The organism is Curtobacterium sp. MCBA15_012 (genome assembly GCF_001864935.2).
GTDB lineage: Bacteria > Actinomycetota > Actinomycetes > Actinomycetales > Microbacteriaceae > Curtobacterium.
Map to the genome: position 1 here is coordinate 926,311 of NZ_CP126267.1, position 24,076 is coordinate 950,386.

Sequence of the window (24,076 nt, forward strand, 5' to 3'; positions counted from 1 at the left end):
GAGCGTCGGGCGGGCGGTGTCCCGCACCGTCCTGGCCGTCGGCGCAGCGGTGCTCGCGGTCGTCCTGGCCGGCGCGGGTGCCGCGCTGGCCGACGGGGCCGGTTCCTCGACGAGCGAGACGTGGACGCCGACGCGTGCGGACGTGTCCGCTCCGCCCGTCGCCTCGTCCTTCACGGCGCCGAACGACGTCCACGTCGACGCCGACGGGTCGGTGCTCGTCGCCGACCTCGCCGGGAACGGCGTCCTCCGGCGGAGCACCACCGGGGTGTGGAGCGTCGTCGCCCCGTTCGGCACCGGACAGCGGGACATGTGGAACCCGTCCGCCGTGACCACCACTCCGGACGGCCGGGTCCTGGTCGCCGAGGCCGGTCGCCCGGCCCTCGCGACGGTCGACCCGGGATCGGGGGCCGTGACGCGGCAGGCCGCCCCGCCGGTGCAGGGTCAGGTCGCCGGACTCGCCGTGGACGGCACGACCGTGTTCGCCGCGGTGCCGGGCAGCGGACGCCTCTGGACGGCGCAGCTCGGCTCCGACACCTGGACGACGGTCGCCGGCCCCTGGCAGGACCCGGCCGGCGTCGCACGCTCCGCCGACGGCACCGTCCTCACGGTCACCGATGCCCGGACGGACGACGTCTGGCGGCTCGACCGCGCGACGGGGGCGGTCGTGTCCCTCGGGTTCCCCCGGCACGCGGGCAGCGTGCTGCGGGGCGTGGCCGTCGACGGCGGCGACGTCTTCGTCGTGGACAACGGCGCGGGCCGGGTCTGGGCGCGGACGGGCGGTTCCTGGTCGGTGGCGTTCTCCACCGCGCCCGACGGGACGGCGCTGGTGAACCCCACGGGCGTGTCCGTCGGCGCGGACCGCTCCCTCGTGGTCGCGGACTACAACCGGCAGCGCATCGTCACGGCGACGTCCTCCGGGCGGCCGGTGCCGGTCCCGTCCGCAACGCCCAGCGCCGACCCGACGCCCGCCCCGACCGCCGCGGCGTCGCCGGGCCCGTCGGCGACCCGCGCCGCCGATCCGACCGCCCCGGCGACCGCCCTGCCGACCGCAGCGAGCGGCACGACCGGCACCGTGCCTCCCGGCCGTGGCCCGGTGGCGTCGGGACCGGCCGACGGTCCGCACCACGCGCGCGACCTCGCCTGGACCGGCAGCGGGCCGGTCGTCCCCGTCCTCGTGCTCGCCGGGTCCCTCGTGCTGCTCGGGACGGCGGGGATCGTCGCCCGACGACGTCGGGCCTGACACCGGAGCAGCACGGGGCGGTGTGTTCGCCCGTCGCGCACGCCGCGCCCGCTGTCGGAGGGCGCCGGTACCATCTCCTGAGTGACGATCTCGGGCATCATCCCTGCGCTCTTGCGCGCCTCCGCGTTCGATCGCGTCCTCCGCGCCGCCGGGCGTGACGCTGACTTCTCCGTCGTCGACGGCCTGCGCGTGCCGTTGCTCGCCGCCCTCCTGGCCGAGCGCTCCGGCCCGCAGTGCCTCTTCGTGGTGACCGCCACCGGGCGCGAGGCCGAGGCGGTCCGCAGCGCCTTCACGTGCACGGTGCCCGATGCCGAGGTCCTCGAGTTCCCCGCGTGGGAGACCCTGCCGCACGAGCGCCTGAGCCCGAGCGCGCAGACGGTCGGCACCCGCATCGCGACGCTCCGTACGCTCGCCGCGTGGCAGGACGCCGACCCGGCCGATCGCCGTCCCGTCGTCGTCGTGGCGAGCGTCCGTGCGGCGCTGCAGCCGATCGCGGGCAACCTGACCTCGCTCGCGCCGGTCGTCCTCCGCACCGACTCGCGCGGCAACGACCTCGCGGGGATCGCGGCGCAGCTGGTCGACCTCGCGTACGCCCGTGTCGACCTCGTCACGCGTCGTGGTGAGTTCGCCGTCCGCGGTGGCATCCTCGACGTCTTCCCGCCGGGCGCCGACCACCCGGTGCGCGTCGACTTCTTCGGCGACGAGATCGAGGCCATCAAGGCGTTCTCGGTCGCCGACCAGCGCACCACCGAGGACGACCTCGGCGTGGTCGAGCTCACCGCCTCCCGCGAACTGCTGCTGAGCGACGACGTCCGGCAGCGTGCCCGCGAGATGCTGCACGAGTTCCCGAACCTGTCGCAGATGCTCGCCAAGATCGCCGAGGGCATCCCGGTCGAGGGCATGGAGTCCCTCGCCCCCGCGCTCGTGCAGGACCTCGTGCCGATCACCTCGTACCTGCCCGAGGCCGCGACGATCGCCGTGCTGTCCCCGGAGCGGGTGAGCGGCCGTGCGCACAGCCTGGCCGAGACGAACACCGAGTTCCTGCAGGCCGCGTGGAGCGCCGCCGTCGCCGGTGCGCAGGCACCGATCGACCTCGACGCCGGCAACTTCCTGACCGTGCAGCAGCTCAAGAACGGCCGTGGGCAGCGCACCTGGTGGACCGTGACGCCGTTCGACTCCGGGCTCGACGAGGGCGACCGCGACCGCGTGCTCACCGACGCCGAGGCCGCGAGCGAGGCCGGCGAGTACATCCGCGTGCGGGCCGAGTCGATCCCGAGCTTCGCCGGCAGCGCGGACGGTGCCGTCGGGCACGTCAAGCAGCTCGTCGACGACGGGTGGGCGGTCGTCGTGACGGCGCAGGGCAAGGGCCTCGTCGAGCGCGCCGTCCAGGTGCTCGCCGACGCCGGTGTCGCCGCCCGCGCCGGCGACCTCACCGCACCGCCGGAGCCCGGCGTCGCGGTCGTGACCACCGCGTCGGTCGAGGCGGGCTTCGCCACCCCCGACCCGCGCATCGCCGTCCTGAGCGAGGCCGAGTTCTACGGCCGCAGCGTCCAGCAGGGCGCTCGGACCGTCAAGAAGCTCGCGGGTCGTCGCAAGAACGTCGTCGACCCGCTGCAGCTCAAGCCGGGCGACGTCGTCGTGCACGCGACGCACGGCATCGCCCGGTTCGTCGAGCTCGTCTCGCGCGAGGTGAGCTCCGGCGGCCGGAACGCCGTGAAGACGCAGCGCGAGTACCTCGTGCTCGAGTACGCACCGTCCAAGCGGAACTACCCCGGTGACAAGCTCTTCGTCCCGACCGACCAGCTCGACCAGCTGTCCCGCTACGTCGGCGGCGAGAACCCGACGCTGTCGAAGATGGGCGGCTCGGACTGGTCGGCCGCCAAGTCGAAGGCGCGCAAGGCGGTCCGCGACATCGCGGTCGACCTCGTGAAGCTCTACTCGGCGCGCATGGCGTCGAAGGGCCACGCGTTCGGCCCGGACACCCCGTGGCAGCGAGAGCTCGAGGAAGCCTTCCCGTTCGCCGAGACCGCCGACCAGCTCACCACGATCGACGAGATCAAGCGCGACATGGAGAGCCCGATCCCGATGGACCGGCTGCTGTCCGGTGACGTCGGCTACGGCAAGACCGAGGTCGCGATCCGTGCCGCGTTCAAGGCCGTGCAGGACGGCAAGCAGGTCGCGGTCCTCGTGCCGACCACGCTGCTCGTCCGCCAGCACATGGAGACGTTCCAGGAGCGGTTCGCCGGCTTCCCGGTGCACCTGCGCGCGTTGAGCCGCTTCCAGTCCGAGAAGGAGTCGAAGGAGACGATCGCGGGCCTCGCGGACGGCACCGTCGACATCGTCATCGGCACGCACCGGATCCTGTCGCAGAACATCCAGTTCAAGGACGTCGGACTCGTCATCATCGACGAGGAGCAGCGCTTCGGCGTCGAGCACAAGGACCAGCTCAAGAAGCTCAAGACCAACGTCGACGTGCTCGCGATGTCGGCGACCCCGATCCCGCGGTCGCTCGAGATGGCGGTCACCGGCATCCGCGAGATGTCGACGCTCGCCACCCCGCCCGAGGACCGCCACCCGATCCTCACGTTCGTCGGACCGCAGTCCGACCTGCAGGTGGCCGCGGCGATCCGGCGCGAGCTGCTCCGCGAGGGCCAGGTGTTCTACGTGCACAACCGCGTCAAGGACATCCAGTCGGTCGCGTCGCACCTCGCCGAGATCGTCCCCGACGCCCGGATCCAGGTCGCGCACGGCCAGATGTCCGAGGGCGCCCTCGAGCAGGTCATGGTCGACTTCTGGGAGCGGAAGTTCGACGTGCTCGTCTCGACGACCATCATCGAGACCGGCCTCGACATCGCGAACGCGAACACGCTCATCATCGACAAGGCCGACAAGTACGGGCTCTCGCAGCTGCACCAGTTGCGCGGTCGCGTCGGCCGTGGCCGGGAGCGCGGCTACGCGTACTTCCTGTACGACCCGGACAAGCCGCTGTCCGAGACCGCGCAGGACCGCCTCGAGACCATCGCGGCGAACAACGAGCTCGGCGCGGGCATGCAGGTCGCCATGAAGGACCTCGAGATCCGCGGTGCGGGCAACCTGCTCGGCGGCGAGCAGTCCGGCCACATCGCCGGGGTCGGCTTCGACCTGTACCTCCGGATGATCGGCGAGGCGGTGTCGCAGTTCCGCGGTGACGTCGCCGAGGGGCAGACCGAGCTCCGGCTCGAGATCCCGGTCGATGCGCACATCCCCGAGGACTACGTCGAGTCGGAGCGCCTGCGCCTCGAGGCGTACCAGAAGCTCTCGGCGGCGTCGGCCCCGGCGGCGCAGGCCGAGGCGATCGACATGGTGCTCGACGAGCTCACCGACCGCTACGGCCAGCCCCCGCAGGCGGTGCGCACGCTCGTCGAGGTCTCCCGGCTCCGGCGGATGGCGCAGCAGGTCGGCCTGTCCGACGTCGTCGTGATGGGCTCGAACCTGCGGGTCGCGGGCAAGGAGCTGCCCGACTCGGCGCAGGTCCGGCTCGCGCGGATGTACCCCGGGGCGCGCTGGTTCCCGCAGCAGGACGCGTCGAGCATCCCGCTGCCGAAGCCGCACGGCGAGACCCTGCCCGACGACGCGCTCATCGACTGGGTGGAGGGAATCCTGACGGCGGTCTACGGGGCCTCGAAGACGCCCGCGGAGTCGACCGCCGCCTGACGCGCGTCGCCTGACCGGCTCGGCCCGTCGGGTCGTCCTCTCGGACCGGAGGCGCGTGGCCGGCCGGCAGCGCGCCTCCGGCCCGTCCCGTCGTCGGACGGGAGGCGCGTGGCGGGCTGGTACCGCGCCTCCCGTCCGGCCCGTGGTCGGGCGGGAGGCGCGTGGCGGGCTGGTACCGCGCCTCCCGTCCGCCCCGGGGTCGCGGCAGACCGCCCGTCGCGCCCCGTCGCGGACGCCGCATCGGCGCGACGACGCCGCTGTCGTCCGACGGCGGTGTTGCCGCAGCGCGTCGACCTACTCGGTCACCTCGGCCTCGGACAGCGCCCGGCGGGCGCGGTGGTGCCGCGCCTTCGCGCTGACCACGACCGCCGAGGCGACGATCGCGATGCCGGAGCCGACGAGGACGGCGAGGACGCCCTCGTCGAGGATCTCCTCGTTCCGGGCGAACGCGAGCTCGTTCATGAGCAGGGACACCGTGAAGCCGATGCCACCGAGCACGCCGACGGTGACGATCGAGCCGAAGGACAGGCGCGACCGGCCCGGGGCGCGGAACACCCTCGTCGCGACGACGCCGAACAGCGTGATGCCGAGCACCTTGCCGACGGGGAGCGCGAGCACCACCGCCCAGAACGTCGGGGAGAGTTCCCCGATGCCCACCGCGGGGACGACGACCGCAGCCGAGGCGAAGGCGAACACCGGCAGCACGACCGCGTTCGACCACGGCTCGACGTGCTCGTGCAGCGTGTGTGCGGGCCGGCGCGGGAGCACGAGCCCGAGCGCGACGCCCGCGATCGTGGCGTGGACCCCCGAGTGGTACACGAGCCACCAGGTCACGAGCCCGACGAGGACCATCGCGACGACGATCCACGTCTGCGCGCTGCGGCCGGGACGGAGCAGTCGACCGAGCACCGCGAAGACGAGCAGCGCGACGACGGCACCGCCGAGGGCGAGGAAGTCCGTCCCGTGCGCGAACACCACCGCGATGATGACGATCGCGATGAGGTCGTCGAGCACCGCGAGTGCGAGCAGGAACACGCGCAGGGTCGAGGGCAGTCCGCGGCCGAACACCGCGAGGACGCCGAGCGCGAAGGCGATGTCCGTCGCGGTCGGGATCGGCCAGCCGTGCTGGTACGCCGTGCCCGTGGTGACGGCGAGGTAGATGCCCGCGGGGACGACCACGCCGCCGACCGCTGCGATGGCGGGGACCACCGCGGTCTTCGGGTTCGACAGCTCCCCGTCGACGAGCTCCTGCTTGAGCTCGATCGCGACGAGCAGGAAGAACACCGCGAGCAGCCCGTCGCTGATCCAGTGCGACACCGACAGGTCGAGGCCGACCGCACCCCACGGCGAGTGGGCGTCGAGGGCGCCTTCGAGGCCGGGGCCGAGCGGCGAGTTCGCCACGACGAGTCCGAGGACGGCGGCGGTGAGTAGCGCGATCGCGCTGAAGCGGGGGGAGCGGACGAGTGCCGACATGGTCCTCCGGTGTGTGGGTTCGGGCAACGGACCGTCGACCAGACTTCCCGACACACCTGGGCCCATCGTACCGGGCCCCGCGTGCGAGCATGGCCGCATGACCGCCGTCCCGGACCTCGTCGCCGTCGTCGACCGCCTGCTCGCTCCCGAGGGCGGGTGCGTCTGGAACCGTGCGCAGACCCACGCCTCGCTCGCGCACTACGCGGTCGAGGAGGCGTACGAGCTCGTCGACGCGATCGACGACGGGGACGACGACGACCTCCGTGAGGAACTCGGCGACGTGCTCTACCAGGTGGTGCTGCACGCGGGGGTCTCCGCGGCCGCGGGTGGGTTCGACCTCGAGGACGTCGCCGCCGGCGTCCGGGACAAGATGGTCCGCCGGCACCCGCACGTGTTCGGTGACGAGCGCGCCGACACCGAGGACGAGGTCGTCCGCGTGTGGCGCGCGGCGAAGGCGGCGGAGAAGGCCGGGCGGCGGAGCGTGTTCGACGGGGTGCCGCGGGCGATGCCGCCGCTGGAGCGAGCCGTGAAGCTGCTCGAGCGGCTCGAGGAGCGGGGCGATGCGGACGCGGTGCTGGCGGCGGTCACCGGTGCCGGGTCCGGCACTGCTGCCGCACCCGGTGCCGGTGCCGGAGCCGGTGCCGGTGCAGGTGCGTCCGGCGAGGGACACGGAGTGGCGTCGGCAGGTGCGGGGCGTGCGGACGAGTCGCAGGCCGACGGGTCGAGCGACCCCGGTGCGGACGCTCGGTGGGGGATCGCCGTGCTCGAGCAGGTGGCCGCGGCACGGGCGGCCGGGATCGACCCGGTCGCCGGGCTCCGGGCGGCGGTCGGGATGCTCGAGGCCCGGGGGCGCGCCGAACTGTCGCCCGAACTGTGATGTTGCACGCGGGCGCGACACCCGAGCGAGGGGCATCAACACGCTGAAGCTTTCGTCGATACGCTCGACCCGAGGCGAGTGCTGCACCCACCGGGTACTCGCGGCACCAGAGCATCGAAGGGTCGGAACCACACGGTTCCGGCCCTTCGTCGTTCCCCTCCCGGTCCTGGCCATCCGTGCGGTGTGGTCGCTCGCACGGACCCCGTCGATTGCCGCGGTAACGACAAGAGGTCGAGCTTGCCGGCTCAGCGACCCGTGAGAACCGCGAATGAACCGGTCGAGCGCCCCGAGGGAAACCCGCGCGCGGCAGTCCCCGGGGTGCTCACCTGTTCCCCGGACCCGCCGACACGCACCACCACACTTCACCAGTGCACGGCGGCGGAAGCGGGACCTCGAGGGGCCCGACGCGTGACAACTATGGTTGTCGCTGGTGTGTTCGTCGTGCTCGTGGTCTTCGCCGCCGCCATCCGCCCTCGATTCGACTGGAAGCGTTCCGACTCGCAGGACCCCGAGCGGGACGACATTTGAAAAGGCCGCTGGCGCCGCGCAGGCACGACCTCGTGAGGGCGGTGCTACGGTGAGGGACGAACCGGGGCCGTCCTGATGGACGACCCCGGCTGATCGGTTAGAAGCTGCGCCCTGCCAGGCTTACTTGCGCTTCTCTCCGACGGTCGTGGCCGGGTGTGACTTCGCGTACTTCGGAGTCACATACTGGGCCGTCTTTGCACTGCGGTAGGACTCGTCGTCGCCGCTGTTCTTCTTGCTGTCGGTCATTTGAATCTTCCTTTAGATATAACCTGGCCCCTTGTGAGCCGATTTCAGGTCAGCGAATATTTCTGGTGGATTGCAAAGAATCCACAGTCCTTCGCATTCCCATAGGCGTTCTTTGGCGTAAATAAGGGGAATCTTGAGGTGCCGTGCCAGCACTCGATCAGGTGACCCGTGCCGCAACAATGCGATCGCCGGCGGCACCGTTTGCCGCATGAACGGCGGCGCGAACCCGAAGACCGACGCGAAAGCGCCGTCCGCGCCGAACTCACCGCGTGGACGCTCGGGCAGCCCGTCGACGACCCCGGCGAAGTGCTCCTCCGCCTCGTCACCCAGTCCCGGATCCGCGCCGACCGCTACGCGACCCTCATCGCCGAGAAGATCGAAGACCTCGCACCCGGCACGACGATCGAGGACATCCTCGTCGGCGACACCATCGCCTTGTCCCAGTTCGGTTGCGACACGAAGACCGGTGAGTGCATTCGCGTCCCCATCGTTCTCGAGAACCAGGAACGCCACCGCCTCGCCTCCTTCGCCACCAAGGCGATCGCCGCTGGCCTCGCAGGACGGCGAGTCCGACTCGCTGAACGGCAAGGAGCGCAGCGAGTCCGCGGCGTAGCTCGGGACGTCCTGGTGCTCAGGAGGTGCCCACCGGTGTTCGGCCATGCGGGCACGGTCGCGGGGGCCGCCGACATCAGCCGGACCGACGTGAATCGTGGACCTCGGCGACCACGAGAGGTCAGAACCACAGCTCGAGTCGGATCACGTACTGGTCGCCCACCTCTTGCTCAAGGGTCTTCCGGAGCGCGAAGCCCTCGAGGTCGAACCATCGGCGACGTTCCTCCGAGCCGAACAACCCTGTCTCGTCGTCTGCGTGGTCGCGGAAGAAGCGAGCCCACGCTTCCAATCGTCCAATGAGCTCCCGCGGCAGCAGGGACTCCCAGTCGGGGCGCTCGGCCCAGAAGATGTCCGAAAGCGGCCAAGACTGCCCGTAGTCGACGGACAGGATCAGCTCTGACTTCTCGTGGCCCATACAAACTCGATTCATGATCACCGCGAGGGGTGAGGAGCAACGCTACCTCACCCCCTCGCGTCCCGTCCCTAGTCGCCAGTGCAGTTCGGCGCGGCCTTCGTCGGGAAGGAAGTGATGACGAGCTTGCGATTCTGGGACACGATCACCGTCGGGTGGTAAGTCGAGACGGTCTTCGTCACCGGGTCGTGGATGACGATCGGAGCTGTGTAGCAGAGTTTCCCGCTGCCCTCGGATTTGGGGTAGCCGGCGGACGGGTTCGAGACGATCTGGCTGGTCGAAGCGACCATGAAGTCATCCCAGAGTGTCCCCCCGCCATGGGTAAGGTCGATGACGGTCTGCCAGTCCTTCTGGTGGCGGTCACGGATGTGCACATATCCGGACTTGCTGTCACCGCAGAACAGGTCGATCGTGCCGACACTCGCCGCGTTCATACGCTGCACGCTGACGTCGCCGAGTCCCGAGTTGCAAGATCCGATCGTTATGGGGTTCAGGAGCACTCGTGCTCCGCCGGGTGTCTGTACCGAGGGCGTGGTGGTCGTTGCTGCTGACGCCATCTGTGGGGTGAAGACAATCGCTGCCACGACGGCCAGACCGATTCCCCAGAGCTTCTTCCGCATAATTCTCCCCTTGCTTTGAGCCGCCGTCCCTCGGCGGCAAGGACGTTCTACGCCCCATTCGGGGGTAGAAGCGTCCCACTGTCGACGGACGCCTCCTGGCCGCTTGGGTGCTTCGTGCAGCCATGCGACTGGTCGACTTCTGCTCTCGCGCCTCACGTGTCGAAAAGGTGCGCCGAGGCGGCACCGAGCGGTGTGGATCAAGCACATGGGACTGATCTTCCGAGCACGACGCCGCATCGCCCCCGGCGTCACTGCGAGCCTCTGAAGCGCGGCGTCTCGGCCAGCGCGCGCCGCGCCGGCGTCGCCGTCAACACCCGTGGCCGCGTCACCATCCGGCTTGGTGATGGCATCCGCTTCCGACTCTGAGCGGACTCGATCCCGCCCGGTCGGCGGTCCTCAGTAGCGTGCGCTCATACGAATCATCCCGGGCGCCGCGGTTGTCGCCGCCCTACTCCTACTCACCACCGCCTGTAGCGGGGGAGCGTCATGCGACACGAAGCTGCAGTCGATCGCGGACGTCGACTCGACCGAGGTCTCGGTCGTGCTGAATGTCAGGAACACCAGCTCGAGCGCGGACGCGCCCATCTGCTTCGTCGACTTCTACACATCCGGCGGAACGAAGGCCGGGCACTCTGGCGGCAACGAGTTCCCTTCGAAGATCGAGCCCGGCAAGACCGCGCGCACGGCGATCGTCGTCGAGGTGGCTGCCGCGGGCGAGCCGAACATCAACGCCGCCGATTCCAGAGCAACCTGCGACTGAGTGTTCGCCAGGGCGGTTGGCTGCTCGAATGGCTGCACTTCCGAAGGTGGTCCGCACCACATCGACAACGAGAAGCGGGCGCCCTCCCAACCCGAAAAAGGAGGACGCCCGCGAGCGGGTCGCGACGCGCCAGGGAACGCATCACCAGGGACACCCGCTCGAACCGCGGGGCGACGTTGCAGCACTTCGTCCCCGCGAACGGCCCGGTGACCGGATCAGGCAGTCACCGAACCGAGGTTCTGGATGTAGCGTATCACCGGCCAATCGGGTGCGCAACCGGCGGTACCCGTTCTGGCAGGATCGAGGCATGGCGACGACCGTGACGGCACCCCGTGGCATGCGTGACTTCCTCCCCGCGGACAAGGCCCGGCGCGAGCACGTGCTCGGCGTCGTCCGCGACGTGTACGCCCGCCACGGGTTCGACGAGATCGAGACCCCCGTGGTCGAGGACGCCGCCCGCCTGCACTCCGGCCTGGGCGGCGACAACGAGAAGCTCGCGTTCGCCGTGATGAAGCGCGGGCTGGGCGTCGAAGACCTGCAGCGGGCCGAGGCGCCTCTCGACCTCGCCGACCTCGGGCTCCGGTTCGACCTCACCGTCCCGCTGGCCCGCTTCTACGCCTCGCACCGGGCAGAGCTGCCGTCGGTGTTCCGATCGGTGCAGATCGCTCCCGTGTGGCGTGCGGAGCGCCCGCAGAAGGGGCGCTACCGCCAGTTCGTGCAGTGCGACATCGACGTGCTCGGCGAGCCCGGCCAGCTGGCGGAGATCGAGCTCATCCGCGCGACGACCGCGGCGCTCGACGCCCTCGGCATCGCCGGCACGACGATCCGCATCAACGACCGCCGCATCCTGCTGGCCCTGCTCGCCTCGTGGGGCATCGCCGAGCCGGCGACGGCGGACCGCGCGCTCATCACCGTCGACAAGCTCGACAAGATCGGCGCGGACGGCGTGGCCGCCGAGCTCCGTGACGTCATCGGCGCGGACCTGCCCGGGCTCGAGGACACCATCCGCGCGCTCGAGGCCGCCGACTGGGACACCGCCCGCGGTGCCGACTGGCTCGACGCCGAGGCGTTCGCCGACCTGGAGCGTCTGCGCTCGGCGCTGCCCGGTGTCGACCTGCGCTTCGACCCCACGCTCGTGCGCGGCATGGGCTACTACACGGGGACGATCTTCGAGGTCGCGCACCCCGACTTCGGCTACAGCCTGGGCGGCGGCGGACGCTACGACGGCATGATCGGGCGGTTCCTCGGCCAGGACGTCCCGGCCGTCGGCTTCTCGCTCGGGTTCGAGCGGCTCGTCGACCTCGTGACGCTGCCCGAGTCGGCCGAGTCCGACGCCGTCGTGCTCGTGTACGACAAGGACGTCGACCCGGTCCGGCTCGCGGCGCTGAAGTCCGAGGCGCTCGCGACACACCGACGCGTCCGACTCGAGCGACGGACGAAGAACACGAAGAACCTGCTCGCGGGACTGGCCGAGCAGGGGTTCGACGCCTTCGCGAGCGTGCGCGCCGACACGGAGACGCTCGAGGGCGTGGAGTTCCGACCGCTCGCCTGAGTCCGTCCGCGGGACGTCACGGGCGACTGCCGTCCACCCGGCGTCGCTAGGATCGACCCCGCAATCACCAACCGAACGTGTAGGGAGTACCCCGTGGCCGTGATCGATGCCGTAGGAGCACGCGAAGTCCTCGATTCCCGAGGCAACCCGACGGTCGAGGTCGAGGTCCTCCTCGACGACGGCGTGGTCTCGCGCGCACTCGTGCCGTCCGGTGCATCCACCGGCGCCTTCGAGGCGTACGAGCTCCGCGACGGCGACGCGAACCGCTACGGCGGCAAGGGCGTCCTGAAGGCCGTCGACGCCGTCCTCGACGAGATCGGCCCGGCGCTCGAGGGCTTCGATGCCACCGACCAGCGCCTCGTCGACGCCGCGCTCATCGAGCTCGACGGCACCGAGAACAAGTCGCGCCTCGGTGCGAACGCGATCCTCGGCGCCTCGCTCGCCGTGGCCCGCGCCGCCGCCGACTCGGCCGACCTGCCGCTGTTCCGCTACCTCGGTGGCCCGAACGCGCACACGCTGCCCGTCCCGCTGATGAACGTCGTCAACGGTGGCGCGCACGCCGACACCAACGTCGACATCCAGGAGTTCTTCCTCGTGCCCTACGGCGCCGAGAGCTTCTCCGAGGCGCTCCGCTGGGGTGTCGAGACGTACCACGCCCTCAAGGGCGAGCTGAAGAAGCAGGGCCTGGCGACCGGCCTCGGCGACGAGGGCGGCTTCGCGCCGGAGCTCGCGTCGAACCGCGCCGCGCTCGACTTCCTGCTCGCCGCGATCGAGAAGGCCGGCTTCACGCCCGGCAAGGACATCGCGCTCGGCCTCGACGTCGCCGCCACCGAGTTCTTCCACGACGGCAAGTACACGTTCGAGGGCAAGCAGCTCTCGAGCGAGGAGTTCACCGGGTACTTCTCGGACCTCGTCGCGAACTATCCGCTCGTCACCATCGAGGACGCCCTCGCCGAGGACGACTGGGAGGGCTGGAAGCACCTCACCTCCGAGCTCGGCTCGAAGCTCCAGCTCGTCGGCGACGACCTGTACGTCACGAACCCGAAGCGTCTGCAGCGGGGCATCGACGAGCAGGCCGGCAACTCGATCCTCGTCAAGGTGAACCAGATCGGCACCCTGACCGAGACCCTCGACGCCGTCTCCCTCGCGCAGCGCCACGGCATGACCGCGATCCTGTCGCACCGCTCCGGTGAGACCGAGGACACCACCATCGCCGACATCGCGGTGGCGGTCGACGGCGGCCAGATCAAGACCGGTGCCCCGGCCCGCTCGGACCGCGTCGCGAAGTACAACCAGCTGCTCCGCATCGAGGAGGAGCTCGGCGACGCCGCGGTCTACGCCGGCCGCACCGCGTTCCCGCGCGCCGCTGCCCTGTAGTCGGCACACCGTCACACGTCGGACGCCGTCCTCCTCCGGGAGGGCGGCGTCTCGCCGTTCCCGGCACGTCCGGCCCGCTCGGCGGCGCGCCCGTCACCGTCGCCGAGCGGGCCCGATCCGTCACGACGGGCGCCGCCGCCCGACCGATCCGGCCCGCGCGGCGGACGTGAGCGGCACGTCCTGCCCGCTCGGGGGCCCGGCCAGCCGTGTGGTGAGGCGCCCCTCGCGGCAGAGGTGCGTCGCGCCTCCCGGCCGCTGGGAGGGTGCCGAGCGACGCACGACGGTCCGCGTGCCGGGCCACGGGACCGACCGGCCCGGGTTATCGTCGGACCGTGCCCAGTCAGAAGCCCCGCGTCCGCCGCGTCCCCGTGGCCATGCCGGCGACCGGCACGGGCGAGCAGCCCTGGTACCGCTCGATCCGGTTCTCCGGGTTCAGCCTGCTCATGCTCGCGATCATCGTGCTGTTCGTCGTGGTGCTCGCGCCCTCGCTGCGGACGCTCGTGCAGCAGCAGGAGCAGATCGCCCAGCAGCAGCGCGAGGTCGCCGCGCAGAAGGCCGACGTCGCGCAGAAGAAGCAGGACGTCGCGCGGTGGGACGACCCCGCGTACATCGAGGCGCAGGCGCGCGACCGGCTGCTCTACGTCTACCCGGGCGAGGAGAGCTACCTCGTCATGGGCGCCGACCAGGGTCGCGGTGACGACCGGACGACCACCGACTCCGGCAGCCCGGTGAGCGCGAAGGTGCAGACGCCGAAGGTCGACTGGGTGCAGGCGATGCTGTCGTCGGTGCTCGAGTCCGGCCTGACCAAGAAGACCACCGAGCAGCTCGTGGCGCCCGACGTCTCGGGGACCGGCGAGCCGACGGGGTCCTCCACCGGGAAGTGAGCCGGGCCCGACCCGAGCAGGGAACCGGGCTCGACCATCGGCAGGGGGGCGCCGTCACCGAGTAGGCCCCCGGCCGGGACTCCGCTAGGCTCACGTGCCCGTGACGACACCTCCCTTCGACCCGCCCTCCGAACGCGACATCCAGGTCGTCTCGGCGCAGCTCGGACGACCGGCGCGTGACGTCATCGGCATCGCGGCACGCTGCGTCTGCGGCAACCCGACCGTCGTGTCGACGAAGCCCCGGCTCGGCAACGGCACCCCGTTCCCGACCCTGTACTACCTGTGCCACCCCGCGGCCACCGCCGCGGTCAGCACCCTCGAGGCGAACCAGGTGATGCCCGAACTGGCTGCCCTGCTCGAGGACGAGACCGTGGCGGCGCAGTACCGGGCCGCGCACGAGTCCTACCTGGCCGACCGTGAGTCCATCGAGCACGTCGACGAGATCGACGGCATCAGCGCAGGTGGCATGCCCACCCGCGTGAAGTGCCTGCACGCGCTCGTCGGACACGCACTCGCCGCCGGACCCGGCGTCAACCCCATCGGCGACCGCGCACTCGAACGAGTCGCCTGGTCGCCCTCCCGGTGTGAGTGCCGGGCGTATGATGGCCTGGCAGACGCTGGAGTCGGGGCGGGTGGCGGCGAAGTCTGACCTGACTCTCGGCAAACCCCCATCCAAGGAGATCATCCCCCGTGCCCAAGATCCTCGTCGTCGGCGGCGGTTACGCCGGTTTCTACACCGCCTGGAAGCTCGAGAAGCACCTTCGCCAGGGCGAAGCCGAGGTCGTCATGGTGGACCCGCTGCCGTACATGACGTACCAGCCGTTCCTGCCCGAGGTCGCCGCCGGTTCCATCGAGCCGCGCCACGCGATCGTCTCGCACCGCCGTCACCTCAAGAAGACCCGCGTCGTCACGGCGAAGGTCACCGCGGTCGACCACGCCACCAAGACCGCGACCATCACGCCCGCCGTCGGTGAGCCGTGGCAGGAGTCGTACGACCAGATCGTCATGACCGCCGGTGCCGTCTCGCGCACCTTCCCGATCCCGGGCGTCGCGGACGAGGCCATCGGTCTGAAGACCATCGAGGAGGCCGCGGCCATCCGCGACAAGATCCTCACGAACTTCCACAAGGCAGCGACCCTGCCGGCCGGTCCCGAGCGCGACCGTCTGCTCACGGTCGTCGTCGTCGGCGGTGGCTTCGCCGGCATCGAGGTGTTCGCCGAGCTCCGCTCGTTCGCCTCGGACCTGCTGAAGAGCTACCCCGAGCTGTCCTTCGACGACACGCACTTCCACCTCGTCGAGGCGATGGGCCGCATCATGCCCGAGGTCTCGCTCGAGACGACGCACTGGGTGCTCGAGAACCTCGCGTCGCGCGGTGCCGTCGTGCACCTCGACACGCAGCTCGCCTCGGCCGAGGGCGGCGTCTGCCAGCTCAAGGCCAAGGACGACTCGATCGAGACCATCGAGTCCGACCTCATCATCTGGACCGCGGGCGTCATGGCGAACCCGATGGTCAAGGGCACCGACTTCCCGCTCGAGCAGCGTGGTCGCATCCGCGTCCAGCCGGACCTCCGGGTCGTGGACGACAACGGTGTGGTCGCCGACGCGTGGGCCTGCGGCGACGTCGCGGCCGTGCCGGACCTCACTGGCGGCGGCGTGGGCGGCTTCTGCGTCCCGAACGCCCAGCACGCGGTCCGTCAGGCGAAGCAGCTGGCCAAGAACCTGGTCGCGGTCATCCGCGGCGAGGCGACGGTCGACTACAAGCACGCGAACCTCGGTGCGGTCGCGGGCCTCGGCCTCGGGACCGGCGTGTTCCAGTCCGGCAAGTTCGCGATGAAGGGCTTCCTCGCCTGGGGCGCCCACCGCGGCTACCACGGCCTGGCGATGCCGTCGTGGGAGCGCAAGTGGCGCGTCATCGGCGACTGGGTGGGTGGCTTCTTCCTCGGCCGCGACATCGCGTCGCTCGACGACCGCGAGACCCCGCGCACCGCGTTCGAGACGTTCGCGTCGCGTCCGAAGGCCGCCGTCGAGGCGCCCGCCGCCGCGCCGGCTCCGGAGGAGGGCAAGCCCGCCGACGCCGCCGGTCCGGCGTACGCCACCCCGGCCGAGGACGTCTCGAAGGACGCCGCGCCCGTCGAGGCCACGGCCGACGCCAAGTAGCACCAGCTCGACATGCAGGGCGGCCACCCCGGACGGGGTGGCCGCCCTGCGGCGTCGGTAGGCTGTTGCGGCCCGCCCCCGTGGCCCAACTGGCAGAGGCATGCGACTTAAAATCGCCGAGTTGTGGGTTCGAGTCCCACCGGGGGTACGGGACGGCCTGGAGGCGCGACCCGCCTCGGGCGCCCGGCCCGCGTCCGTCCCGTGGCCGGGTCCGGCGACCGGGCGCGAGGACCTAGCATCGTCTCCGTGGTCGGACTCGGAAGCGCCCTCGCGAACCTGCGCAACGCCCTCGGTCGCCCCGAGGCCCACGTCGAGGTCGTCGACGGCGAGACGGTCCCGACCGGCATGCTGCTCGGCACGCTCGGCGCGCTCCTGCTCGACGCCGGCAGCTCGGTCACCGACGTGCGGTCCGCGCTCGAGAAGGCCCGCGACACGGCCGGGGTCGGACCGTCGCTCGCGATCGGGGTGCTCCCCGCACTCGTCATGGTGAGCGAGACCTCGACGGGCGCCGCCACGATCGTGAACGCCGAGGGCGTCGAGCTCTCGTTCCGCCAGGTCGCCCGCGCGAACCGACTGGTGCTCGGCCTCGAGAGCGGGTCGATCGCCCTCGCGGAGATCCCCGCCCGGGTCCGCGCGATCCGCGCCGTGACCGTCCCGCCGCCCGGGCTGCCGTGGGTGCTCGGGAACGCCCTGACCTCGGCCGGGCTCGCGGTCGTCTTCCGCTGCCCGTGGTGGGCGGTGCTCGTGGCCCTCGGCGTGGGCGCGCTCGTCGGCGTCCTCAGCCTGGTGCTCCGGCGGTTCCGCGAGGCCGTCGCGATCGTGCCGTTCCTCGCCGCATTCGGGTCGACGTCCATCGTGGGGCTCGTCGCCGCCGGGACCGGGTTCGACCACGTGCCGCTCTACGCGGTGTGCGCACCCGTGGCGGTGTTCGTGCCCGGCGCACTCATCACGAACGCCCTGCTCGAGCTCACGGCGGCGGACATCGTCACCGGGGCGTCGCGGCTCGTGCAGGGCCTCATCATGCTCGGCTTCATGGCTGCGGGCATCGCCGCGGGGAGCGCGCTGACGGGCCTGCGGGTCGACCCGGCCTCCGCCGCGCTCGTCGGCGAGGTCGCCGGGGTCGGCACGGACCGCGCCGGGTGGGAGGCCGTCCCGCCCTACTGGGTGTCCTGGGTCGCGGTCGCCCTGCTCGCGGTCGGGATCAGCCTGGTGTTCGTCGCCGGGTGGAAGCTCACCGTGGCGTCCGTCGTCGTGATGACCGCGGCCTACGCGCTCGTGTCCGGCGTGACGCCCATCGCCGGCAGCGTCGTCGCGACCGGCGTCACGGCCGCCGTCCTGTTCGTCGCGACCCGTCTGCTCGAACGGCTCGTGCCCGCGATCCCGGCGACCGTGTCGTTCCTGCCGGCGTTCCTGCTGCTCGTCCCGGGGACGGTCGGGCTGGTCGCCGTCGCCACCTCGGACCCCGTCGCGCTCGGGACGCCCATCGCCACGTTCGTGAGCCTGTGCATCGGCACGAAGCTCGGTGGGCTGTTGCCGGGCCTGTTCCGGCGCAACGCGCCGCACACGCGGTCGATCCCGACGATGCCGGTGGACGAGCCGTCACCCTGACCGTGCCTGACCGCACCGACCAGGGGGCAGCGCCGGGCCGACGTCGAGGAGCCGACCCGCGCCTCCCGGCCCGGCGCCGTGGCGCCCGCGGGGATCAGCGCGCGGCGACCGGAGCCGTCCGGCGCAGCACCCACCACGTCGCGAGCGCCCCGAGCGCGCAGGTCACGGCGACCGCCGTGGCCGCGGTGCCGGCCGGACCGGCCGTACCGGGCCCGGACAGCACCGCCGTGCCGAGCGCGAGCGAGACCGCGGCGAGGGCGACGTACCGCGTCCGGGCGTGCGCCAGCAGCACCGCGCCCGCTGTGCCGGGGACGGGGACGAGCGACGCGACGAGCGCACCGACGCCGCCGACGCACAGGGTGGTCGCGACCTCGGAGGTGAGGGCCGGCAGGAACCCGGTCTCGGGCGTGAGCGAGTGCAGCACCCACCCGGTGACCGCCAGCACGAGCACCGCGGTCGTCCGTGCCGTCGCGACGCGCACCCCGTTCGCCGTCGTGGACGCGAGGCGGAGTGACCCGGTGCCGTCGCCCGGGCGACCGACGGGGACGAGGACGAGCCCGAGCACGAGCGCGGGGGAGCAGTCGGCCGCCCGGGTCACCGCGCAGGCCACGAGTGCGACGGCCACGAGCCACGGCGAGACGCGGAAGCCGACGAGGGCACGGTCCGAGCCGGCCGCCCAGCGCGTGGCGAGGACCACAGCCGCGGCGAGCAGGGCGGACCCGACCAGGACGGCCAGGGCGAGGCGGACGTACCGGGCCTCGAGGGAGACACCGACGCCGAGGAGCGTCGTGACGGCGACGATCCCGACACCGAGGGTGACCGCCGCCCAGGTCGGCAGGACCTCGTCGCCGGGCCGACGCTCGGATCGCGGTCGGTTCCGTCCGAGCAGACCGACGAACGGGTTCCGGAGCCGTCCCCGCGCGGCCGCTCCCACGAGCGCCAACGGTGCCGCGACGAGCACCAGGAAGCCGACGGCGACGGCGGCGGCGGTGCCCGCCGTGGGCCACGACCAGGACGACTGGACGGTCGGGACGCCCCGGTCGAAGGAGGTGGACGCGGTCCAGTCGCCCGCGGGTCCGGTCCAGTCGCGTGACGCGCCCGAGCCGGGGCCGCCGTGACCAGCGGAGGGGCCGCCCGTGGTCCCCGCGCCACCGTCGGACGGCGCGCCGGTACTCGTCCCGGTCCCCGCGGGGTCCGGGACCGGCGTGCCCGGACCGGCCGTCGCACCCGGACCGGCACCCGCACGCGTCGGCGTCGTGCCCCGGCCCGGGGTGGGCGTGCCGGCGCTGGCGGTGGCGCCCGCGACGGCGTCCCCGGCGACGACCACCCGCACGACCGACGAGGACGGTGAGAAGTTGCCCGCGGCGTCCTGCTGGGTCGCGGTGAGGTCGTGGGAGCCGGCCGTCGCGCCGGGGCCGGACGTGGTGCACCGCCACGTTCCGTCACCACCGACGGTCGTGCGGCAGACGGGTGCGCGGTCGAGGTACACCGTCAGGACGGCAGCCGGTTCGCCGGTGCCGCTGACCGTGGTGGTGGCCTCGGTCAGCCGGTCGCCCGACACCGGCGCCGTGACGACGGGGGCGGCCGGCGCGGAGCGGTCCAGGACCACGCGTTGCGGTGCGGACGCCGCGCTGCGGAGGTCGGACCGGTAGCCGGCCGCGGTGCTCGCGGTCTGGGTGGCGGTGACGGTGAGCTGACCGTCCTGGGCACCGGTGGCCGCGAGGGGCACGGTCCAGCGACCGTCGGCCCCGACGATCGCCGAGGCCTCGCCGGTCGAACCGGCCACGGCGACGGCGACGCGGGCGCCGGCGAGGCCGGTGCCGCTCACCGGGCCGACGGTGGCACCGGCGGTCGTGACGACGGGCGGGACGACGACGTCCGACGCCGGCGCGGCGGCCGAGCCGAGGGCGGGGTCGGTGCGGTCGGTCACGGTGAAGACCTGCTGCGGTCCCGAGCGCACCGTCGCCAGGCACGCCCAGGAGCCGTCGGCCGCGACGGTCGTCCCGCAGCCCGTGTCAGCCGGACCGGAGACCTGCACCGCGTGCCCGGCCGTGCCGCTGCCGTTGAAACGGACCGTCGCCGTCGTCACGTCGCCCGGGTCGGCGATCGTGGGACGGGTCACCGGTGGGTCGGTGGGCGTCGGGGTCGGTGTCCCCGGGCGCCCGGTGGCCGGCGGCAGGGTGCCGAGCAGCGGCGTGCGGTCGGGGGCGCCGGTCGACGAGCCGGCGGCAGGGGTCTGGGCCTCGGCCGCGGCGGGGGCCTCGGCGGCGAGGGCTTCGGTGGAGGCGGTCAGCGGCGACGCCGTCGCGGTGTTCCCGGCGGTCACCGCCGGTGTCGTCGTGGCGGGTGCGGCGGTGTCGGCCAGCGCCGCGGGGGCGATCACCAGCAGGCCGGCGACCGCGGCGACGAGGGCGGCGCCGAGGGCACCCGCGCGGGCTCGTCGACGCCCGCGGGGTCGCTCGGCTGGGCCGTCGTCCCCGACGGCCCGTTCGTCCACGTTGTCCCCGAGCGTGTTCACCGTTTCCATCACACGTGATCGCGGCGCTCGGGTCAATCCACCACACGGATGACACCCACGTCGGCCGGTCGGCCAGGGCGACTGCCGCACGCGAGGTGGACGCCACTCGGGAATCCCCCGTGAACCGAGGCTCCCGTCCGGCGGTCAGGGTGCTGCTCGGTAGGATCGACAACGGCCGTCAGACGGCCTCGCACCCGCGCTGCACCCCGCGGGACCCGACGCGCAGAGGAGTACACGCGATGGACACCGGTCTCGTCACGACGTTGATCGTCGTCGGAGTGGTGGTGGTCCTGCTCGTCGTGGTCGGGATCGCCCTCTGGGTGAGCTACCGGTCCATGGTGTCGCTCCAGGCCCGCGTCGACGGCGCGTGGTCGGACATCGCGGCCCAGCTCGAGCGTCGCGCGGAACTCGTCCCCACGATCGTCGAGACGGTGCAGGGGTACGCGACCCACGAGAAGGCGGTCTTCGACGACGTCGCTGCGGCGCGGGCGGAGACCCTCCGTGCGACCGACGCCACGAGTGCGTCCACCGCCGAGGGACACATGCAGAAGGCACTGAAGAGCGTGTTCTCGGTGGCCGAGGGGTACCCGCAGCTGCAGTCGAGCCAGACCTTCCTGCAGCTGCAGTCGGAGCTCGTCGCGACCGAGGACGGCATCCAGGCTGCCCGCCGCGCCTACAACGGCGGCGTGCGGGAACTGAACACGAAGATCCGCTCGTTCCCGAACTCGGCCTTCGCCAGGAGCAAGGGCGTGACCGAGGCGCGGTTCTTCGAGACCGCGGAGCCCGCGGCGATCGCGGAACCGCCGCGCGTCCAGTTCTGACGGGCGGCCGTCGGAGCTCATCCGTCCGTCGCGGACCGCGGCCGGTCAGTCCGCCGTCGGTTCGGGTGCGGGCTCCGCGGCGTCGGTGTCGTCGGCCGACACGTGCGGCACGAGGGGGACGCCGAGCGCCCCGGCCACCGCGGACGCTGCCGACCCGCGGTCGGTGACCTCGATCCCGTCGAGCCCCTGCCACGCGGCGGCACGCCGGAGCGCCTCGGCCAGGCGCTCGGCGTCGAGCTGTCCGCCGGGCTCCTGCCAGGCGGTCCGGACGCGGAGCACCCCGCGCTGCCGGTCGCTCTTCAGGTCGACCCGACCGGCCAGGCGGTCGTCCTGCAGCACGGGCAGGACGTAGTAGCCGAACACCCGGCGCGGCGCGGGCGTGTAGATCTCGATGCGGTAGTGGAACCCGAACATCCGCTCCGCCCGGCGACGGAACCACACGACGGGGTCGAACGGGCTGAGCAGCGCGTCGGCGTCGATGCGGCGCGGCAGCCGGGCGTCGACGTGCATCCAGGCGCGGTCCCGCCAGCCCGCCACCTCGACCGGCACGAGCTCGCCGCGGTCGACGAGTTCGGCGATCGCCGCTGCCGTGTCGTCGGCGCGCAGCCGGTGGTGGTCGGCGATGTCCGCCCGGGTCCCGACGCCGACCGCCCGCGCGGCGCGTCGGACGAGCTCGGTGATCGCGGTGTGCCGGTCCGGGGCGGTCTCGAGGAACCCGGGCGGCAGGACCTGCTCGGGCAGGGCGTACACGCGCTCGAAGCCCGCCCGTCCGGCGCTCACCACGTCGCCCCAGCGGAAGAGCTGTTCGAGCCCGGTCTTCACGTCGCTCCACCCCCACCATGGCCCGCGGCGGACGTTCGACTCGTGCTCGACCGCGCTCGCCGGCATCGGCCCCTCGGCCCGGAGCAGCGCCAGGAGTTCCCGTCGCACCGATGCCGTCCGTTCGACACCCGTGGCGCGGGTGGGCCCGGCGTCCCGTTCGCGGTACGCGTCCATCCGCCAGCGGTACAGCGGCAGGTCGGCGCGGGGGACGAACGCCGCCTCGTGCGCCCAGTACTCGACGTAGGGGCCGCGACTCGTCATCGTCAGGCGGTCGAGGGCCGACCGGTCGTAGGCACCGAGCCGGGCGAAGAGCGGCAGGTAGTGCGACCGCTCGAACACGTTCACGGAGTCGATCTGCAGGAGCCCGAGTCGGTGCACGACGGTGTTCAGCGACCGCGTCCCGACGGTCGCCGGTCGCGGGGCGGCGAAGCCCTGGGCACCGAGCGCGATGCGGCGTGCCTCGGCGGCGGAGAGCGTCGTCCTGACCATGCGCCCGACGCTACCGATCCCCGCCGACACGGGGTGTCCGCGGTGTATGCCGCATCTGGAACGTCCGATCTGTCGCGTCGGTACAGTGGCGGACATGGCCTGGGGAAAGAAGACACAGCCCGATCCCGTCGTCGACGAGACGGTGCCCGCGGGCATGCGCATCGCGGGGGCGTGGTCGTGGCGCGTCCTCGTCGTGATCGGCGTCGTCGCGGTGGTCATCTACCTGGTGACCCTGTTCAGCGAGGTCCTCATCCCGTTCCTGATCGGGATCGTCGTCGCGGCGCTGCTCGTGCCGCTGTCGAACTGGATGCAGCGCCACCACGTGCCGAAGTGGGTCGCCGTGGTCGTGAGCCTGGTCGGCGGCCTCGCCGCCGTCACCGGCCTCGTCTGGCTCGTCGTCGACCAGATCGCCGCGTCCTACCCCTCGCTGCGCGAACGGACCCTGTCGCAGTACGACACCATCCGCGACTTCGTGATGAACTCGGGCCTCGGCATCAGCCAGGACGACGTCAACCGGTACCTGAACCAGGCCACCGACTGGCTCTCGAGCAACTCCGGCTCGATCCTGTCCGGCGTCGCCAGTGCCGGCTCGTCGCTCACGCACCTGCTCGCCGGGCTGTTCGTCGTGATCTTCACCACGATCTTCCTGCTCATCGACGGCAAGAACGTCTGGCGCTGGACCGTGCGCCTCTTCCCGAAGAACGCGCGCTCGGCCATCGACGGCGCCGGTGTCGCCGGGTGGACCACCCTGACGAGCTTCATCCGCGTGCAGATCTTCGTGGCCTTCGTCGACGCCGTCGGCATCGGCATCGGCGCCGCCGCCCTGCAGCTGCCGCTCGTCATCCCGATCGCGGTGTTCGTCTTCCTCGGCGCGTTCATCCCGGTCGTCGGTGCGATCGTGACCGGCTTCCTGGCCGTCTTCATCGCCCTCATCTTCAACGGGTGGGTGGCCGCGGTCATCATGCTCGGCGTGATCCTCGTCGTGCAGCAGGTCGAGGGGCACATCCTGCAGCCGCTCGTCATGGGCAGCGCGGTCAAGGTGCACCCGCTCGCCGTGGTCCTCGGCGTCACGGCCGCGTCCGGGCTCGCCGGCATCGCCGGGGCGTTCTTCGCCGTGCCCCTCATCGCCACCGTCAACTCGATGGTCACGACGATCGCGAGCGGCCGGTGGAAGGGCCTCGACTCCGACCACGTGCTCGAGGCGAAGCAGCGCGACCACCACGCGAGCGTCGAGGCGAAGCGGAAGCGGAAGTGGCGGAAGCGGCACCCCGACGGCGTGCCCGCTCCGGGCAGCGACGAGCAGCCGACGGCCACGAAGGGCACGGCAGGCTGACCTCCGGCACGACCCGCTGTGGACGGCTGAGTCCGTCCACAGATCCGTGTCACG

The 24,076-nt window shown here is 72.2% G+C and carries 19 protein-coding genes and 1 tRNA gene; 13 read left to right on the forward strand and 7 right to left on the reverse strand.

Features of this window, described 5'->3' with window-relative positions:
* The first annotated feature begins 16 nt into the window (after positions 1–16).
* Both QOL15_RS04275 and mfd read left to right on the forward strand, forming a co-directional pair.
* Complete coding sequence (locus QOL15_RS04275; protein WP_071245480.1) at positions 17–1,240, forward strand: hypothetical protein; 1,224 nt, start codon at positions 17–19, stop codon at positions 1,238–1,240.
* An 81-nt stretch (positions 1,241–1,321) separates the two neighbouring features.
* Positions 1,322–4,933, forward strand: a complete 3,612-nt coding sequence (mfd, locus tag QOL15_RS04280) for a transcription-repair coupling factor (protein ID WP_071245482.1) — start codon at positions 1,322–1,324, stop codon at positions 4,931–4,933.
* Between the two features lie 294 nt (positions 4,934–5,227).
* On the opposite strand, the gene nhaA is transcribed toward mfd, so the two are convergent.
* The gene (gene nhaA, locus QOL15_RS04285) at positions 5,228–6,406 is read right to left on the reverse strand and encodes a Na+/H+ antiporter NhaA (protein ID WP_071245485.1); all 1,179 of its coding nucleotides are present in this window, start codon (positions 6,404–6,406) and stop codon (positions 5,228–5,230) included.
* Between the two features lie 97 nt (positions 6,407–6,503).
* Between nhaA and QOL15_RS04290 the strand changes: the two genes are divergently transcribed.
* Positions 6,504–7,283: a MazG family protein gene (locus tag QOL15_RS04290; protein ID WP_071245487.1), complete on the forward strand. Its 780-nt coding sequence runs from the start codon at positions 6,504–6,506 to the stop codon at positions 7,281–7,283.
* Between the two features lie 648 nt (positions 7,284–7,931).
* Here the strand turns inward: QOL15_RS04290 and QOL15_RS04295 are convergent.
* The 4 genes from QOL15_RS04295 to QOL15_RS04310 all read right to left on the reverse strand — a co-directional run bounded on the left by QOL15_RS04295 (position 7,932) and on the right by QOL15_RS04310 (position 9,701).
* Complete coding sequence (locus QOL15_RS04295; protein WP_302847143.1) at positions 7,932–8,057, reverse strand: hypothetical protein; 126 nt, start codon at positions 8,055–8,057, stop codon at positions 7,932–7,934.
* A 12-nt stretch (positions 8,058–8,069) separates the two neighbouring features.
* Complete coding sequence (locus QOL15_RS04300) at positions 8,070–8,717, reverse strand: hypothetical protein (RefSeq protein ID WP_139197258.1); 648 nt, start codon at positions 8,715–8,717, stop codon at positions 8,070–8,072.
* Positions 8,718–8,790: 73 nt separating this feature from the next.
* Positions 8,791–9,084 carry a hypothetical protein gene (locus QOL15_RS04305; protein WP_071245489.1) on the reverse strand — a complete coding sequence of 98 codons (294 nt, stop codon included), beginning with the start codon at positions 9,082–9,084 and terminating at the stop codon, positions 8,791–8,793.
* 68 nt (positions 9,085–9,152) lie between these two features.
* Positions 9,153–9,701, reverse strand: a complete 549-nt coding sequence (locus QOL15_RS04310; protein WP_139197262.1) for a hypothetical protein — start codon at positions 9,699–9,701, stop codon at positions 9,153–9,155.
* Between the two features lie 541 nt (positions 9,702–10,242).
* Here QOL15_RS04310 and QOL15_RS04315 point away from each other — a divergent pair.
* The 8 genes from QOL15_RS04315 to QOL15_RS04350 all read left to right on the forward strand — a co-directional run bounded on the left by QOL15_RS04315 (position 10,243) and on the right by QOL15_RS04350 (position 18,039).
* Positions 10,243–10,461 carry a hypothetical protein gene (locus QOL15_RS04315; RefSeq protein ID WP_139197264.1) on the forward strand — a complete coding sequence of 73 codons (219 nt, stop codon included), beginning with the start codon at positions 10,243–10,245 and terminating at the stop codon, positions 10,459–10,461.
* Between the two features lie 307 nt (positions 10,462–10,768).
* Positions 10,769–12,013 (forward strand): histidine--tRNA ligase, encoded by a 1,245-nt coding sequence (gene hisS / locus QOL15_RS04320; RefSeq protein ID WP_071245501.1) that lies wholly within the window; start codon positions 10,769–10,771, stop codon positions 12,011–12,013.
* A gap of 93 nt (positions 12,014–12,106) precedes the next feature.
* Positions 12,107–13,390, forward strand: a complete 1,284-nt coding sequence (eno, locus tag QOL15_RS04325; protein WP_065961793.1) for a phosphopyruvate hydratase — start codon at positions 12,107–12,109, stop codon at positions 13,388–13,390.
* A gap of 332 nt (positions 13,391–13,722) precedes the next feature.
* Positions 13,723–14,274 (forward strand): septum formation initiator family protein, encoded by a 552-nt coding sequence (locus QOL15_RS04330; protein ID WP_083230170.1) that lies wholly within the window; start codon positions 13,723–13,725, stop codon positions 14,272–14,274.
* 100 nt (positions 14,275–14,374) lie between these two features.
* Complete coding sequence (locus QOL15_RS04335) at positions 14,375–14,923, forward strand: DUF501 domain-containing protein (RefSeq protein ID WP_065961837.1); 549 nt, start codon at positions 14,375–14,377, stop codon at positions 14,921–14,923.
* A gap of 41 nt (positions 14,924–14,964) precedes the next feature.
* Positions 14,965–16,431, forward strand: a complete 1,467-nt coding sequence (locus QOL15_RS04340) for an NAD(P)/FAD-dependent oxidoreductase (protein WP_071245503.1) — start codon at positions 14,965–14,967, stop codon at positions 16,429–16,431.
* A gap of 74 nt (positions 16,432–16,505) precedes the next feature.
* Positions 16,506–16,579, forward strand: a tRNA-Leu gene (locus QOL15_RS04345).
* A gap of 98 nt (positions 16,580–16,677) precedes the next feature.
* Positions 16,678–18,039, forward strand: coding sequence for a threonine/serine exporter family protein (locus tag QOL15_RS04350; RefSeq protein WP_071245505.1), 1,362 nt, complete (start codon positions 16,678–16,680; stop codon positions 18,037–18,039).
* Between the two features lie 94 nt (positions 18,040–18,133).
* Here the strand turns inward: QOL15_RS04350 and QOL15_RS04355 are convergent, their stop codons facing one another.
* Positions 18,134–20,566, reverse strand: a complete 2,433-nt coding sequence (locus tag QOL15_RS04355; protein ID WP_175473051.1) for an Ig-like domain-containing protein — start codon at positions 20,564–20,566, stop codon at positions 18,134–18,136.
* A 230-nt stretch (positions 20,567–20,796) separates the two neighbouring features.
* On the opposite strand from QOL15_RS04355, the gene QOL15_RS04360 reads away from it, so the two are divergent.
* Positions 20,797–21,378 (forward strand): LemA family protein, encoded by a 582-nt coding sequence (locus tag QOL15_RS04360; protein WP_065961803.1) that lies wholly within the window; start codon positions 20,797–20,799, stop codon positions 21,376–21,378.
* Positions 21,379–21,423: 45 nt separating this feature from the next.
* On the opposite strand, the gene QOL15_RS04365 is transcribed toward QOL15_RS04360, so the two are convergent.
* Complete coding sequence (locus QOL15_RS04365) at positions 21,424–22,689, reverse strand: winged helix-turn-helix domain-containing protein (RefSeq protein WP_071245511.1); 1,266 nt, start codon at positions 22,687–22,689, stop codon at positions 21,424–21,426.
* A gap of 94 nt (positions 22,690–22,783) precedes the next feature.
* On the opposite strand from QOL15_RS04365, the gene QOL15_RS04370 reads away from it, so the two are divergent.
* On the forward strand, positions 22,784–24,022 hold the full coding sequence (locus QOL15_RS04370; RefSeq protein WP_065961812.1) for an AI-2E family transporter: 1,239 nt from the start codon (positions 22,784–22,786) through the stop codon (positions 24,020–24,022).
* The last annotated feature ends 54 nt before the right edge of the window (positions 24,023–24,076 follow it).

Excerpts from the sequence above, each read along its gene's own strand:
- nhaA (WP_071245485.1), bottom strand. The coding sequence starts at position 6,406 with ATGTCGGCACTCGTCCGCTCCCCCCGCTTCAGCGCGATCGCGCTACTC.
- QOL15_RS04290 (WP_071245487.1), top strand. The coding sequence starts at position 6,504 with ATGACCGCCGTCCCGGACCTCGTCGCCGTCGTCGACCGCCTGCTCGCT.
- QOL15_RS04295 (WP_302847143.1), bottom strand. The coding sequence starts at position 8,057 with ATGACCGACAGCAAGAAGAACAGCGGCGACGACGAGTCCTACCGCAGT.
- QOL15_RS04300 (WP_139197258.1), bottom strand. The coding sequence starts at position 8,717 with ATGGCCGAACACCGGTGGGCACCTCCTGAGCACCAGGACGTCCCGAGC.
- QOL15_RS04305 (WP_071245489.1), bottom strand. The coding sequence starts at position 9,084 with ATGGGCCACGAGAAGTCAGAGCTGATCCTGTCCGTCGACTACGGGCAG.
- QOL15_RS04310 (WP_139197262.1), bottom strand. The coding sequence starts at position 9,701 with ATGCGGAAGAAGCTCTGGGGAATCGGTCTGGCCGTCGTGGCAGCGATT.
- hisS (WP_071245501.1), top strand. The coding sequence starts at position 10,769 with ATGGCGACGACCGTGACGGCACCCCGTGGCATGCGTGACTTCCTCCCC.
- QOL15_RS04355 (WP_175473051.1), bottom strand. The coding sequence starts at position 20,566 with ATGGAAACGGTGAACACGCTCGGGGACAACGTGGACGAACGGGCCGTC.
- QOL15_RS04360 (WP_065961803.1), top strand. The coding sequence starts at position 20,797 with ATGGACACCGGTCTCGTCACGACGTTGATCGTCGTCGGAGTGGTGGTG.
- QOL15_RS04365 (WP_071245511.1), bottom strand. The coding sequence starts at position 22,689 with ATGGTCAGGACGACGCTCTCCGCCGCCGAGGCACGCCGCATCGCGCTC.
- QOL15_RS04370 (WP_065961812.1), top strand. The coding sequence starts at position 22,784 with ATGGCCTGGGGAAAGAAGACACAGCCCGATCCCGTCGTCGACGAGACG.